This window comes from Sporosarcina sp. ACRSM (assembly GCF_022346545.1).
In the GTDB taxonomy this organism is placed as follows: Bacteria; Bacillota; Bacilli; order Bacillales_A; family Planococcaceae; genus Sporosarcina.
In genome coordinates, this window is the sequence record NZ_JAKRNU010000008.1 from 83,408 (window position 1) to 98,758 (window position 15,351).

General features: G+C 42.2%; 12 protein-coding genes. 3 read left to right on the forward strand and 9 right to left on the reverse strand.

Annotated elements, in window-relative coordinates:
• Positions 1–97 precede the first annotated feature (97 nt).
• Positions 98–1,591 carry an aldehyde dehydrogenase family protein gene (locus MHZ95_RS13620; RefSeq protein ID WP_239391328.1) on the reverse strand — a complete coding sequence of 498 codons (1,494 nt, stop codon included), beginning with the start codon at positions 1,589–1,591 and terminating at the stop codon, positions 98–100.
• Positions 1,578–3,341 (reverse strand): thiamine pyrophosphate-requiring protein, encoded by a 1,764-nt coding sequence (locus MHZ95_RS13625; RefSeq protein WP_239391329.1) that lies wholly within the window; start codon positions 3,339–3,341, stop codon positions 1,578–1,580. The genes MHZ95_RS13620 and MHZ95_RS13625 overlap by 14 nt, the downstream gene beginning before the upstream one ends.
• Before the next feature lie 148 nt (positions 3,342–3,489).
• Here MHZ95_RS13625 and MHZ95_RS13630 point away from each other — a divergent pair, with 148 nt between their 5' ends.
• The gene (locus MHZ95_RS13630; RefSeq protein WP_239391330.1) at positions 3,490–4,380 is read left to right on the forward strand and encodes a LysR substrate-binding domain-containing protein; all 891 of its coding nucleotides are present in this window, start codon (positions 3,490–3,492) and stop codon (positions 4,378–4,380) included.
• Positions 4,381–4,679: 299 nt separating this feature from the next.
• Here the strand turns inward: MHZ95_RS13630 and MHZ95_RS13635 are convergent, their stop codons facing one another.
• From MHZ95_RS13635 to MHZ95_RS13645, 3 genes are all read right to left on the reverse strand, one after another.
• Positions 4,680–5,441 carry a 3-hydroxybutyrate dehydrogenase gene (locus MHZ95_RS13635; RefSeq protein ID WP_239391331.1) on the reverse strand — a complete coding sequence of 254 codons (762 nt, stop codon included), beginning with the start codon at positions 5,439–5,441 and terminating at the stop codon, positions 4,680–4,682.
• A 15-nt stretch (positions 5,442–5,456) separates the two neighbouring features.
• A complete protein-coding gene (locus MHZ95_RS13640; protein WP_239391332.1) occupies positions 5,457–6,779 on the reverse strand; it encodes an MFS transporter in 1,323 nt (440 codons plus the stop codon).
• A gap of 169 nt (positions 6,780–6,948) precedes the next feature.
• Positions 6,949–8,271: a phenylacetate--CoA ligase family protein gene (locus MHZ95_RS13645; RefSeq protein WP_239391333.1), complete on the reverse strand. Its 1,323-nt coding sequence runs from the start codon at positions 8,269–8,271 to the stop codon at positions 6,949–6,951.
• Positions 8,272–8,630: 359 nt separating this feature from the next.
• Here MHZ95_RS13645 and MHZ95_RS13650 point away from each other — a divergent pair, with 359 nt between their 5' ends.
• Both MHZ95_RS13650 and MHZ95_RS13655 read left to right on the forward strand, forming a co-directional pair.
• Positions 8,631–9,401, forward strand: coding sequence for an IclR family transcriptional regulator (locus MHZ95_RS13650; protein ID WP_239391334.1), 771 nt, complete (start codon positions 8,631–8,633; stop codon positions 9,399–9,401).
• 15 nt (positions 9,402–9,416) lie between these two features.
• Positions 9,417–10,148: an IclR family transcriptional regulator gene (locus MHZ95_RS13655; protein WP_239391335.1), complete on the forward strand. Its 732-nt coding sequence runs from the start codon at positions 9,417–9,419 to the stop codon at positions 10,146–10,148.
• Between the two features lie 51 nt (positions 10,149–10,199).
• Here the strand turns inward: MHZ95_RS13655 and MHZ95_RS13660 are convergent, their stop codons facing one another.
• From MHZ95_RS13660 to MHZ95_RS13675, 4 genes are all read right to left on the reverse strand, one after another.
• Positions 10,200–11,543 (reverse strand): acetyl-CoA carboxylase biotin carboxylase subunit, encoded by a 1,344-nt coding sequence (locus MHZ95_RS13660; protein WP_239391336.1) that lies wholly within the window; start codon positions 11,541–11,543, stop codon positions 10,200–10,202.
• A 53-nt stretch (positions 11,544–11,596) separates the two neighbouring features.
• The gene (locus MHZ95_RS13665; RefSeq protein ID WP_239391337.1) at positions 11,597–12,154 is read right to left on the reverse strand and encodes an acetyl-CoA carboxylase biotin carboxyl carrier protein; all 558 of its coding nucleotides are present in this window, start codon (positions 12,152–12,154) and stop codon (positions 11,597–11,599) included.
• Between the two features lie 20 nt (positions 12,155–12,174).
• Entirely contained in the window at positions 12,175–13,653 is a 1,479-nt protein-coding gene (locus tag MHZ95_RS13670) for a hypothetical protein (protein ID WP_239391338.1), read from the reverse strand.
• A 495-nt stretch (positions 13,654–14,148) separates the two neighbouring features.
• Positions 14,149–15,315, reverse strand: coding sequence for an ABC transporter substrate-binding protein (locus MHZ95_RS13675; RefSeq protein ID WP_239391339.1), 1,167 nt, complete (start codon positions 15,313–15,315; stop codon positions 14,149–14,151).
• Positions 15,316–15,351: the final 36 nt, after the last annotated feature.

A 15,351-nucleotide genomic window follows, 5' to 3' on the forward strand; every position in this document is an offset into this window, starting at 1 on the left:
AACTTCATCCCCCTCTTTAGATAACTTATAATCCTTGCAGAGTTAGTGCGGTCATCCGATTTCGGATGACCGATTCCAGTTGTTATTTTGTATTCGATTAAAAAGGAAACGCCCTTTCCTTCGTTTGGACGGAAACCCACTTCAATGTTGTATATTCGTCAACGACCCACGGATTGCCGAACCGGCCGAGTCCGCTTGCTTTAGTCCCCCCAAATGGGATATTCGGCGCATCATTTACAGTTTGATCGTTAATATGCGTCATCCCCGTATCAAGTGCCACTGCGTACTGCTCCCCTTTTTTCAAATCACTTGTAAAGATGGAAGAACTCAACCCATGTGCTGTTTCTCCTGCCATTTCCACAGCTTCCTCATCCGTTTCTGCTTTGATGATGAGCGCAATTGGCGCAAATAGTTCCGTTTGGGCGATTTCGCTCGTATTTTTTACTTCTGTAAAGACATACGGCGTCAAGACATTCCCTTCTCTTTTTCCTTCCAGAACCATTGTCGCCCCTTCTTTTTTCGCCAGCTCCACAAAGCCAACCGCTTTTTCCAGTTGGCGCGCATTAATTAGCGGTCCGATGACAGTCTTTGGATCTTGTGGATTTCCACAACTTAGTTCCTTCGCCCGTGCCGTAAACTTCTCCACAAATTCATCATGTTTATCTTTGTGGACAATGATCCGGTTAATGATCATGCAGATTTGTCCCTGGTGGATGAACTTTCCAAAAATAGCTGCGTTGACAGCTTGGTCAACATCCGCGTCGGCAAGCACGACAAAGGGGCTGTTTCCTCCCAGTTCCAGCGCAACCCGTTTCAAATTCCGGCCGGCGATGGAACCGATATGACGCCCGACGGCTGTTGAACCTGTAAAACTGATGAGACGCGGGATCGGGTTCGTCAACATCTCATCTCCGATCTCATCAATATCACTTAATATGAGATTAAAGACTCCAGCCGGAAGCCCCGCATATTCAAACGCTTTTGCGAATAACACGCCGCCGACAAGCCCCACTTGAATATCCGGCTTATGAACAACTGCATTTCCTAGCGCAATGGCTGGAATAATTGCCCGCATCGATAGATTGACCGGAAAATTGAACGGTGAAATGGTGGAAATAACGCCGAGTGGCAGACGATAGATTTTATTGATTTTTCCGTCTGGTCCTCCGGGAACTTCCTGGACGTTTCCGACTTCGTCCACATAATTCAACGCTTCTTCAAGAACTTCCATCGCCAGATGATGTTCAACATTCGCTTTTAAAAGCGTACCGCCCGTCTCACGGCTAATGAGTTGTACGATGTCTTCACGATGGTCGGTCAAATAATGGATCGCCTTTTCGATCACTTGCTTGCGTTCTTCAACTGAGGATTTTGCCCATTTCTTCTGCGCTTCTGCTGCCGATTGAAAAGCTTCCTCCACCTGCTTTTTGGACGCTAATTTAATTTCTGCGATGACCGAATTGTCATAAGGATTGACGTTTTTGTAGGTACGATCGCTTTTCCCTTCGACCCACCGTCCATTAATGTAACTATTTCCTCTGACTAATTCTCCTGTAAAAGCGTTTTTAGTGATAGTTTCAGACTGTTGCATGTTCATTCCCCACTTTCATTTTGTTTTCTTCTTGAATTGCTGGTAAATAAATATCTAAAACCGCTGAACGACCTGATCTTACGGCCGCAATAGCTTCTTTTAGCGCTTCCTTCACTTCTGCTGGATTTTCCACTTTTCGCGCAAACGCACCACCCGCTGCTTCCGCAATTTTTGATAGATCGGCATGCGGCGTGAAGTCAACGAAAAACTCATTCATTTCGTTTGCAACCCCATCCGGATGAACGCCAAGTGTCGATAGTTTCGGAGATTTCCAGCCCCGGTTATTATAAATCACCGTTAAAAAGGGAGCGTCATATTTTCTTGACAGCCAATGTACGCTTGATGGAACGCTAAACATATACGAGCCATCTCCAGTGATACTAATGATCGTTTTGGATGGATCCGCCAGCTTGGCACCGACCGCAGCACCACCATTCCAACCGAGTCCTCCTGCACCACTTCCTAAAATGGAACCCGTTTCCGACATTTGGAGATGTGTATAGGATGCTTGAAAATTCGAGATTCCTTCATTTATAACAATTGTATTTTCATCACAATATTCACGAATACATGCGGTTACATATTCCGCCGTCATGATTCCTTCTGAATAGGTTTCCGCTTTTGCCCAATTAGCGCGCTGTTCGTTATGGTATGCTTCTACTTTAGCCCGACGTTTCACGATTTCAGCCTGATTCACATCCAGTGCTGCAATTGCTACATTCAACTGTTGCAATGCCGTTTCTGCATCTGCAGCAAAGAAGCGTTTGGATGGTATATACCAGAGTGGCATGCCCTCTTTCAGTGGATCCTCGTCAATATAGTAAACCGTACAGTCTTTCGATGGCTTATTGATCAGCGGAATCCATGGAACATCGCTTTCGATGACAAGTATGAAATCTGCTTCCTCAATCAACGCATTCTGCTCTGGCGTATTCCATTGATAGCCACAGTGGAGCAGGTTCGTCGATGGGAAATTCATATGATTAGGCACGGATTCCAACACAGGAATTGCAAGACTCTCACAAAATTTGACCAATTCATGAACCGCAGCCTTGTTTTTCCCGATATATGAAGTGATAACGAGTGGATTTTTTGCCTTCCTCAAATCTTCAACAAACGGCGCAATTTCCTTTGGCGCCAATGCACGCGGCGAAATGGGTTGCCATAGATCGGTATTCATCTGAATCGGTGTTGTTTCTTCCTCCATCACTTCCCGTGCACCCATTAAATAGACAGGTCCTTTCGGACTACTCTCCGCAATTTGTAGTGCTCGATGAACAAGTTGCTTAACGTTTGCTCCAGTACGAATTTCATTGTCATACTTCATGTAACCCCTTACAATACCCCGCTGATCAGGTACATCTTGGATCCAATGAATGAATTCGTTTCGACTGCCTAATAATTCGCCTTCTTGTGTATAAGGTGAACTTCCCGCAAAGATGAGAACTGGCGTTCTCCCTTTCCATGCATTATGCAGACCTGCTCCTAGATTTTGCGTCCCACATTCCACATGTACGAAGACAGCTTGTGCTTTTCCGCTCACTTGTGCAAATGCATGTGCAGCACTCAATGCAACCATTTCATGAGGGCACGTAATCACTTTCGGCAACTCTTTCCCTTCTTTTTCTGCCAATGCCAGTGCTTCAATGATAGCCGGATGATCACTTCCGAAATTGGAGAATAAATGTGTAACGCCCGCCTCCTGAAGTGCTTCTAAAAAAGCTGAGCTCGTCGTGTAACGATTTCCCAATGAATCTCCACCCTCTCTATTCAACATTTTAGTTAATTTCAAATTATCTGAAATAACTCTCAAGAATATTGTATTCGATTCAGAACAATAGTACAATACTATTATATCTATTATCTTAATAGTCACTATCTATGGACGGAGTGGAATAATGGAACTACGACTGTTAAAATATTTTCAAACGGTATGTGAAGAGCTCCATTTTACGAGAGCAGCTGAAAAACTTGGGATAAGCCAGCCTACATTAAGCCAACAAATTCGCTTGCTTGAAAGTCAGCTAGAAGACGATCTATTCTTGAGAGTAGGAAAAAAAATCGAATTAACGGCTGCTGGCACTATTCTTCTTGAACACGTAAATCGTATTTTTCTTGAAATGGAAATCGCAAAAGAAAAAATACAAGAATTAAAGGGATTGAATCGCGGACAACTTCGAATCGGAACATCTGGAAACCATCTACTGTATGCTTCACTTCTATCCTTTCATCAACAATATCCTAACATTAAATTATCCGTCTTCGATCTTACTACCGAAGAAACCGTTCTCAAAATCCTTAACTCCGAATTGGACATGGGCGTTGTTTTCCTGCCCATTTACCATCAGCAGTTAGAAACAATTCCATTATTCTCATCAGAACTTTCCGTAGCGGTATCCATCACGCACCCATTTGCCGAAAAAGAAGAGATTCAATTGGAAGAACTTCAATCACAACCCATTTTCTTATTACCTGAACATTACCTACTTAGACAATCTATCGACAAGCATTGTCTAGAATTAGGTTTTACATTAAATCCAATTGTCGAGCTATCGGATATTTACTCATTGGTCCGGATGACCATCCTTCATAATGGGGCTACAATTTTACCAAGACAATATTTGAACGGTGTCACGGATCTCCCCATAAAACTAGTCAAAATTTCTGATTCCTTACCCATAAAAAAAGTGGGGATTATTTACCGTCAAGGCGATTTTATTCCCTATGCGATTCAAGCTTTTATTCACCATTTAACAACGCACTACATCGATGATCAAACAGTAATTTAAAGGATGGATAGCGAAAGTTTAAGCCCGATTATTTATTTAATGTATCAAACGGACACCCATGCGAATTTTTTATCCACCTCACGGAGACTGAATTTTCATAATTAATTATCACCTTAGAAGATTATGCACGATGATTCAACTAAAAGTTGCTGTATGCGCAACAATGAAAAATAAAATTTCAATATAACTAATCTACAGCTTGAAATTTGATAAGACGTTAAACAATAAAATTGGAGTAGGCACATGATTTTATCCATGCACCTGCTCTATTAACGTTAGATATAAAATTCCCTTATTCTTTAAATTCCCCCAGATACACTGATTGCATCTCCCGTAATAGATGCAGCAGAATCTGATGCAAGGAAAACCGCTGTACCCGCAATTTCCGATGGATCAATAAACCGCTTCATTGGCTGCTTCCCTAATAAATGTTTTTGAATCGCCTCTTCCTCTGAAATTCCGTCTTCTTCCGCCAGTTTACCGATCTGTTTTTCAATCAATTCGGTTTTGACAGGTCCCGGCATGATCGTATTCACCGTGATCCCTTCCGTTGCTGTTTCAAGTGCAATAGTTCGCGTAAAGCCCACGACTCCATGCTTGGCAGATACGTATGCTGATTTATACGGTGAGGCCATTTTTCCGTGCGCAGAAGAAACATTAATAATGCGACCATACTGCTGATTTTTCATATAAGGCAATGTATATTTTGTCATTAAAAAAGTGCCCGTCAACATGACATCAATTAGTAAACACCATCGGTCAGTTGGAAAATCTTCCACTTTATCAATATGCTGAAGTCCCGCATTATTCACTAGAACATGCACTGTACCTCTTTCAGAAATAACCTTATTCGTGAATTCACGAACACTTTCCTCATCCGCTACATCAAGTTGATATCCCACTGCACGTGGACCAAGCCGACGTGCAGCTTCGTTTGCTTCCACTCCATCAATATCCGCTATGATGACAAAATCTCCATTTTGGATAAACCCGTTTGCGATTGCAAAACCAATTCCACGTGCAGCTCCAGTTACGATAACCGTCCGATCTGTTTGTTTCATATGATTCATTCCTTTCTACTTTTTGAAGGCGCTTACAGTTTGCTGTTGACTTGCTTCCACCGCACTCCGCTCCGGCTCTCTATTCTTCATCGTCAACAGAACGAGAAAAGCTGTAAACAAGAGAGCCCCTACAAAAAACATTCCGGTTGAAAAAGTGAAGTAACCGAATACCATCGGCCCAAAAAATCCACCTAGGCTTGCTAGGGAATTGACCGTCGCAATACCGACAGGTGCCGTCGAATCCGTAAAAAATGTCGTCACATAAGACATGAACACACCTGAGAAACTATATAAACCTATCGCTGCGAACGCGATGCACGCAATGGTCATATATGCACTAGAAGTAAACCCGCAACCGATAAAACCGATGGCTGCAATCACAAAACTGATCATCAGATGGCCTCGGCGCTCATTCGTTTTGTCAGAATGCCATGCCCATAAAATCATCGATGGAATCGCGATGATCGAAGGGATGGTCGATAGCCACCCAATGGATGTCAGCGAAAGCGTCTCGGATACGGATTTGATAATAGATGGCAGCCAGAAAGCCAAACCATAAACAGCGCCGAAATTTAAAAAGTAAATGAATGAGAGTTTCCAAATATTTGAGTCCTTGAACATCTCTTTTTTCGACGTTTTGGTCGTCTGTTTTTTCTGTTGCTGTTCCTTTGTCAATTCAGTCTCTAACCAGTTCTTCTCCTCATCCGTTAACCACTTAGCCTTACGAGGACGATCAGTCAAGTAAAACAATGTCACAATTCCGAGTAGAACCGCTGGCAATCCTTCGAGAACGAACATCCATCTCCAGCCAGTCCAACCGAGCCATTCAACATTTGTCATGATCCATGTCGACAAAGGTCCACCAATCATGCCTCCAATCGGCATTGCAATGATGATGAAAGCAGCTGCCCGTCCTCTTTCCTGAACACGGAACCAATAAGTAAGATATAGAATAATCCCGGGGAAAAAGCCCGCTTCCGCGACTCCGAGTAGAAATCGTAAAATATAGAGATGCATCGGCGTTTGCGCCCAGGCAGTAAGAGACGAAATGATACCCCATGTCACCATAATGCGGGCAATCCAAATCTTTGCTCCTACTTTATGCATGATCATATTGCTCGGTACTTCGAACAGAAAATAGCCGATAAAGAAAATTCCTGATAGCAGTCCGAACACTTCTGCAGTTAAAGCGAGATCAGCATTCATCTGCAATGCCGCATAGCCGAGGTTGACCCTGTCCAAATAAGCGATAATGTATAATAGAAGGGCAAATGGCAAAATTCTTCTCATCGTTTTTCTGATCACCCGTTTTTCTAACGTTTCTGTAGCATTATTCATAAGCTGTATCCTCCTTTGAATTCTTTTAGTGAACTTAATTCATACGATTGAATGTAATTGAATCGGGTGAAAAATTTATTTCACCCGATCGAAATTTTTATGGCAGCTCGCTATTAAATAGCATTGTAAGCGTTTACGAAATAAAGCGTATTTTTCTCTACTTGTACATTCATTCATACAATCGTTCAAAAAGGTTTGCTTTCATTTCAAATCTTGGCAATGTCCCTTCTGGCACAAGTTGTACGTTTGAGGTAAAAATCAATTTAGAACGTAATTCAGCTTCGATTTCATGCTTTAACTTTTGCAGTTGTTCCTCGTTTTTCGTTCCGCTATATTCCACCTTGATCGGTAAAGCTGTTTTAACAAGAGGCGGACGTTCTTCTAAAACAATACGAATTTCCCCCGTCGTCTTTGGGCTAAAACTGCTCACTACATCTTTGATTGCCGAAGGGAAGACATTAACGCCTTTTAAAATGAGCATGTCATCCGTCCGGCCGATACATTTCATACGGAAACTTGTTCGACCGCAAGCACATGGCGTTGTATTTACCTGCACAAGATCCCTCGTTCTGAATCGAACGAGCGGCACACATTCCCGATCAATTGACGTATAGACGAGCTCCCCTTCCATTTTGTCACCGAACGGTACGGGTTCACCTGTTTCTGGATCGATAATTTCACAGATAACCGTATCGGAACCGATAAAATGCATGCCGTTCCGCTCTTGACATTCACTGAATAGGACAGGCACCATGTCGGCATTCCCCATCGCTTCCATCACCTTGCATCCCCAGTCCGTTTCGATTTTACTTCTCACTTCTTTCAGACCGCCACCAGGTTCTCCTCCGACAGACATGATTTTAATGCCTAATTCCTTTGGCTCCATATTGTAATTCTTTCGGATATACTCTGCTAGATACCCAGCGTAGGAAGGTGTGCAAAAAAGGACATCTGCTTTCATATCTTGAATGCTTCGTACGACTCGATCCGAAGCACCTGTCCCGATCGGGATAAAAGTGGCACCTAGTTTTTCAATGGCATCTTTCATCGAACTGCCGACAAAGAATGAGAGCCCCATTGCAAATACAACGACACTATTCTTTGTAATGCCATGTGTTTCTAAAACGCGGACCATCATATCATTCCACATATCATAATCTTTCCGCGTAATCCCTACATAGGTCGGTCTTCCCGTCGTCCCGGAAGAAGAATGTACCCGAATGATATCTTCCATTCCTACAGCCGCATGGTATCCGAGAGGCGGCTGAAGTCGTTGACTCTCTCTCAATTCATTTTTCTCCGTAAATGGCAATTTCCGAAGATCCTCATAGCTCCGGATATCGTCGACTGTAAAACCTGCATCTTGAAATTTCTTTTGGTAAAAAGCCGATTTTTCACCTACATACGCAAGTTGTTTTAGCAACTTTTCTTCCTGAACAAACTTTAATTGATCCATCGGAACATCATAAGTTTCCAATATTTTCTCTGTCATTGACTTCATCCTCCATTACACAAAGTAGTTAATCTCTTCTGATAATTATGATAGTATAAGGTGGACATATATAAAAATACGCTATTCTGCTATGTGGCAAAATAAAAAATTTTTTTATCTTCATTCAGCAAATGTTTTTGTACTGAAAGCGAAGCGTCAGCTACAAAGGTATCCCACCTATCTAAGTGGAACGATGAATGCAGACTTGTTTACTGTTCAGCGGGTATTCAAACGCCAGCTGAACGAAGATAAAGCCTCCGGCAGATGTCACAGATTTTGAAAGGAGTTAATTGAGCTTTGCTCAATTCAAAATCTGGACGCAATTACGCCGAGGCGTAATTGAAAGGGGAGATCGTTTAGTGGATAAATATTTGATCACTACCGTGCAAAATGCCATTACGATACTGCGGCTTTTTACAAAAGAACAGCCTGAATGGAATTTATCGGACATTTCAAGAGCCATCGATTTAAGTACAAGCAGTACAAATCGGTTACTTACTACTCTTGTGGAACATGGCTATTTACAAAAGAATAAAAAAACAAAACGCTATTCATTAGGTTTTTCGATATTGACACTTTCCGGCATCATTAAAACAACGATGATCATTCATCGGGAAGCGAGACCAGTAATGGAAAACCTTGTCCAGCAACTTGGACATTCCGTTCATTTGGGCATTTTGGAAGGGATCGATATCGTCTATCTTGAAAAGCTGGAAACGCCTCACCCGGTTCGTCTCAATTCGCATATCGGCAAGAAAAATCCGGCCTATTGTACAGGCTGTGGCAAAATCATACTAGCTTTTCAACAAAAAGACGCTTTCAAATCGACGCTCGCACAAATTGAAGCGATTGGCTTTCAATCATTCGGGAAAAACACAGTTAAAAATTCCGATGAACTATCAGTGCATCTTGACAAAATTAGAAGGCAAGGTTATTCCGTTTGTGTCAACGAATTTCATCAAGGAGTAAGCATCGGCGCTCCGATTTATGACTACTCGGGGCAAGTTGTAGCCGCAGTGAGCGTAACCGGTTGGGAGAGCCAAATCCATGTACAGGACATTCCTTATCTTACCGGTCATGTTGTCGAAGCAAGTAAAAAAATTTCAAATAGGCTCGGCCATTATTTTTGAATAGAGGGAGATTGGATGGCAAACGACAAAAAATACTCTTCATTAGACAATGCCCTGCGGATTCTGAATCTCTATTCCGCAGAGCAAGAAGAATTTGGCGTGCACGAAGCAGCTGAACAAATCGGTGTCGCGCCAAGTACCGCCCATAGACTGCTCAATACATTGAGACATGAAGGCTTTCTTGTGAAGGATGCTAACCAATACCGGCTTGGGGTTTCTATCCTTGCCTTAGGAGCAGTCCTGCAATCGTCTACACCGCTAATCCACGCATCACATGAAATTCTGAAAGAGCTTTCCATCCATACAAATGAAACAGCTCAGCTTGGCATTCGACAAAACGGACATGTGCTTTACATCAATGGTGCCAATTCTCCAGACCCGATCGGCTATCATGCATATGAAGGTCAAAAATTCCCATTACATACGACCAGTGCTGGAAAAATTCTTTTGGCGCAAGAAAACCCAGAAGCAATCCAACATTATTTTCAGTCTATCGATGAGCAAGGAACCTACGACAATATCGACTATATACTCGAAGAAATTCGTACAAAAAAATATGCGATCACAAACAACGAACCTTATTCTGGCGTTACTTCCGTGTCAAGTGCAGTCAAGACAAGAAGCGGAAAAACGATTGCAGCCATCGAGGTGATTGGACCTTCACAACGATTCAGTAGAAAGAAGTTGCCTCAATTTATCAAACTGATTAATGAAGCAACAGAACAACTCTCTCAAAAAGTTAAATAATATCAAAATCACATCTTCAAAAGTCCTTTTGAATAATCTATATTGCACTAGTCAAACCAATACTTTTTCCAATAGACGCGTATTGACATTGCCACTAACGAAATCCTTATCATGCAACACTTGCTTTAAAAATGGAATCGTCGTCTGAATACCTTCAACGGAAAATTCGTCCAAAGCAACTAACATCCGTTGAATGGCATGCGCACGATCATTGCCATGGACAATCACTTTCGCAATCATCGAGTCATAATACACAGGGACAGTGTACCCTTGGTAGCAATGCGTATCCACTCGAACGCCAGGTCCTTGTGGCATTTCCCATCTAGTAATCATTCCGGGAGTCGGACGGAACCCTTCTTCCGGCGCTTCGGCATTAATCCGGCATTCAATCGAGTGTCCGGAAAAAGCGATAGCCGATTGGGCCAACCGTAACGCTTCTCCTTCCGCCACATGGATTTGTTCTTGAATTAAGTCAATGCCTGTTACAGCTTCCGTTACAGGATGTTCGACTTGAATCCTCGTATTCATTTCAAGAAAATAAAAAGTGGCTTCATCTTGATCAACGATAAATTCAACGGTTCCAGCATTTTCATACGCAATGTTTTTGGCTAATGTTACTGCTGCATTGCGAATCTCTTGACGCAGCTCTTCTGAAATAAGGGGCGCCATAGCTTCTTCTATCAATTTTTGATGACGACGTTGCGTCGAACAATCCCGTTCCCCTAGATGAAGAACGTTACCGAATTTATCGCCCAGTATTTGCACCTCAATATGACGAGCGTTCGCAATATACTTTTCCACATACATCGTCCCGTCGCCAAATGCAGCATTGGCTTCAGCAGAGGCAGATTCAAAAACAGTTTTCACTTGGTCTTTACTTGTAACGATTTTCATACCACGACCGCCACCACCAGCCGCTGCTTTTAACATGATCGGCAATCCGATCTTTTCAATCGTCTGGATTACTTCCTCCACTGAGGACACTTTTTCCGATCCCGGAAGCACTGGCACTCCGCACTCTTCCGCAATGGCTCGGGCAACCAACTTATTCCCCATCTTGGCGATATGGTCCGCTTGTGGCCCCACATAAATCAGACCATTCTCGTTACAAGCCTGTGCCAATTCCGGTACCTCTGCAAGGAATCCGTATCCAGGATGAACAGCATCCGCTCCGACTGATAGAGCTGCAGTTATGATAATAGGTATATTCAAATAGCTTTGGGCTGCATTGGCAGGGCCGATACAAACTGTTTTATCTGCTAATCTTGCTGGCAAACTCTGTTGGTCGGCTTCTGAAACAGCAAGAACGGTTTCTATCCCCAACACTTTACACGTTCGAATAATTCGAACAGCAATTTCTCCTCTATTAATAATGAAAATACGTGAAATCTTCATGCTAAATGCTCCTCTCCGAAGATAATTCACCGACAAACTAACAGCCTTCAAAATTATTTTACCTTGACGGAGAAAAGAGGTTGTCCATATTCAACAAGCTGCGCATCCTCAACATGAATCGCGGTAATCACTCCGGAGACACCTGCCGAGATGGCACTGTATACTTTCATAATTTCAATCAGACCGATTGTCGTATCTTCATCAACCTGCTCACCAACTTGTACATATGGGGCTGCACCGGGTTCAGATTGCGCATAAAATAGACCGGCTGTAGTCGCTTTGATAATTTCAATCCCTTCCTGTTCTAGAGCGATTTCTTTAACAGGAGGCGCTTGAACGGTAGCTACCGCTTCAGCTTGTTGCGTGATAGCGACAGTCGTTTCATGATGCTGGGTATTTTGTGCAGATTCTTCTGAATGCCCCACGTTCAACTCAACATTTCCATTACCGGCTACAAATGGTTCTGAATAACCATTTTTGCCGATAATGATTTTATGCTCTCCGTTTTCCATTTTTAAATAGTTAAAAGAAGATTCCTCCAATTTTTGAATCAGTTTCATCAATGTTTCTACATCATTTGCATTCAATATATTCAATACACTTTTACTCATCTTCCATTCCTCCCTGATTCTCAATTATTCGTTAATAACAATGAACGATTATGGCCTTGTATTTGAATATGTTTAATATCCGGTTGTTTACTCAAATTATCCAACAGCTGTATTAAAGGCGCGGTCGCAGAAAAATACTTTCTAGGTGGTCCTGCTTGGCGCATCGCATCGATTTCTTGGGTTCCTTTCATAATATAGCGAAGCAGGAACTCTTCGTCTGAAAGAGTAGGGCCTCCAAACTGCTCTCGTATTTTATGAAGGGGTGTACTTCCATCAGGCACTGTCGATAATTGTTGCGCACGCGGAAGAGATAATATTTTATCTTTTAAATTTTCATCCATCCATGTATAGCCCGAATCCTCGCTAAAAGTCCCTTGCGCAAACTGGATCAACTCATCGATGACCACTTTATAACGTTCACCCGTTGCAACGTTAATCGCCGCTTGACTGACAACAAACTGGGAATATGGAGTGATCATTACCGGATAGCCTAACTCCTCCCGAACATGCACAGTTTCTTCCAATACTTCATCCAAACGATTTTCAAGCTTTAATTCTTTCAGTTGATGTCTTAAGTTGGAAATGACGCCTCCAGGTATTTGGTAAACAAATTGAGAATGATCATAAGGTAGCGGTGCACCAATCGGCATGTCATCCTGCTTCGCCATTTCCATCAGACGAGTCGAAGCCCTTTGAAGCCGCTCTATGTCAAGATTGGACGTATATCCAAGATATTTTGCATTTTGAACGGTACTAAAAATCGATGGTTGACCAGATCCATCCGCTAATGGTGGAATCGCCGTATGCAAAGTCCGAATCCCTAATTTTGCTGCTTCGAGATAGACAAGCTCTGCTTGACCTGTCGTACAATGGGAATGCAATTCGATCGGGATTCCATTTGCATTTTCCAAAATAATAGGGATTAATGTACGGATGCGATCAACTGTCAACAAGCCGCCCTGATCTTTCAAATAGATCACATCCGGTTTCATCTCCACCAATTCTTTCGTTTTTTGCGCAAAATATTCATCTGTATGCCGGGGAGATACGGCATAGGAAAGAGCGAGTGCAACTTCCAAGTTCTGTTCTCGTAAAAATGGTAAATACCAAGGATAGAGCCGATCGACATTGCCAAATATATTCGCCATGATTTGGACTCGATTCAATACCCCAGTTGCAACGATCCTTTCATAATAAAGCTTAACGACCGCTTCAGGAGCACCTACGATTTCGAATGGAAAAATGGCTGGCTCGCCCATAAAAGCCTTTGTTGTTTTTGGCATTTTTTTCGCGAGCATATTCACCATTTCCCACGGATCTTCTTTTAAATCGCGCACAATTTTTTTGAAATTAATCGGCATGACCGGCACTTCCACCGCTTTAAAACCTGATTGATCAATATCTTCTGCAACCGCTTCCATCATGCCCGGTCGCATCCCTGCTGCCCACAGACTTTGAGAACCGTCCCGGAAAGTCGTGTCAAGAAACTGTAATTCCATGCTAATCCCCCTCGTATGCTAAAATTTTCCCACCCGCAATATAAAGCGCTTTCGTTTCAATGAAAAACATCTGCATATCTTTTCTTCTCATAACTTGATTGAACAATATCACTCCTAAATATTTACTCTTAAAATGCTTGACTTCAAATATATAGAACTGAATATTCCGTGTAGTACAAATATTACAATACCAATGTTTTTTTGAATAGAAAAACTCGAAATTCTGCTATTCGGCAAAGTCGGCATTTTATTCAACAATCTATTTGAATAATTTTTCGCTTAACGAACTTTCTTGGAACAGTTCATCCAACTAAAACTGATTGACTTCTAAAGTTTAGGTAGTATGTTTCACATGATACGACTTCTGCGTTTTTCCGGATTACATCTTTTCTTACAATATAAAAAACAGCGTTCCTTTCCCCTAATTCAGAAAGAAACGCCAGTTTTTTTGGTGCAATCCAGTTTCCTTAATTCAGTACAAATCTCATCTTGTGTTCAGTCATTGTACTTCCATGTATTATTTTCAATACTAATAACCGATATACCATCTGCTTCAGGGCTAGCTTGGGATACGCCAAAATCAAATGTTCCTGTCGCACCTAAGTATTTGCCCATGTCATTTTGTAAATATTGCTGAATATCTTCTGATGTTACATGCCCTGCTTTTACTGCTTCTAGAATGGCTTGAATACCGTCCAACAAATGCGCTGCAAACAAGTCCGGTTCTCCGTTAAAATCTTCTGCATAGGAATCTTTGAAGCCTTTCAAGATTTCTTTTTGCTCAGAGTCTGGCAATTGATCGACAACGCTTAACTTACTTCCGACGACCATAATATTCTGATTGTCATCTTTCACTTGTTCCAAGAAACCATCATTCGCCGCAGCTGTACTTTGAATCATCGGAATATCGAACCCAAGTGCTTTATAGTTTCGTGCGACAATGCCAGCTCCAGGTGTTCTCGACCAAACTATAATTGCTTCTGGATCTGTTTTACGCACTTTTGTCAATTGGATTGTCATATCCGTTGCCGTTGCATCAAACTCTTCATGAGCAACAATCTCAATGCCATTTTCCTTTGCTAATGCTTCAAATGCAGGTTTACCTGTTACGCCGAAACCATCCGCAGCATTCAGCCATGCTACTTTTTTAATATTGTTCTTGTTTAAATACTCGACGATTGGCATTGCAATGACAGTTGTGCTATGTGCCATGCTATAAACATACTCACTGTCCGATTCAATCGGAGCAATCGTGAATAATGGCAATTTCTTTTCGATTGCTTTTGGCATAATGGCCATTGATGTACTTGATTGTGTTGCTCCGACTACTGCTACCACACCATCTGAAATAAGCTTGTCCATTGCTACGACTGCTTTCGTGTCATCTGTTTCATAATCATGTTTAACCAGCTGAATTGTCTTCCCATCGATTGGTCCCGCTGCATCCAATTGCTTTTGCAATAGTTTCACTGTATTCGCTTGCGAGCTCCCAAGTGTCGAAGCTGGCCCGGTTTCCGCAACAATCACACCGATTTTTACAACCTCCTCATCATTAATATCTGCGGTCGCATTCCGGGCATTTCCACCTCCACATCCCGCAATCATTAATAGGAAAGTCAATGCTAAAAATAGTATTACTTTTCCTTTAAAATTTCTTTTCATACATATCTCTCCCTTGTTAATGTCTACCCAGCTTTC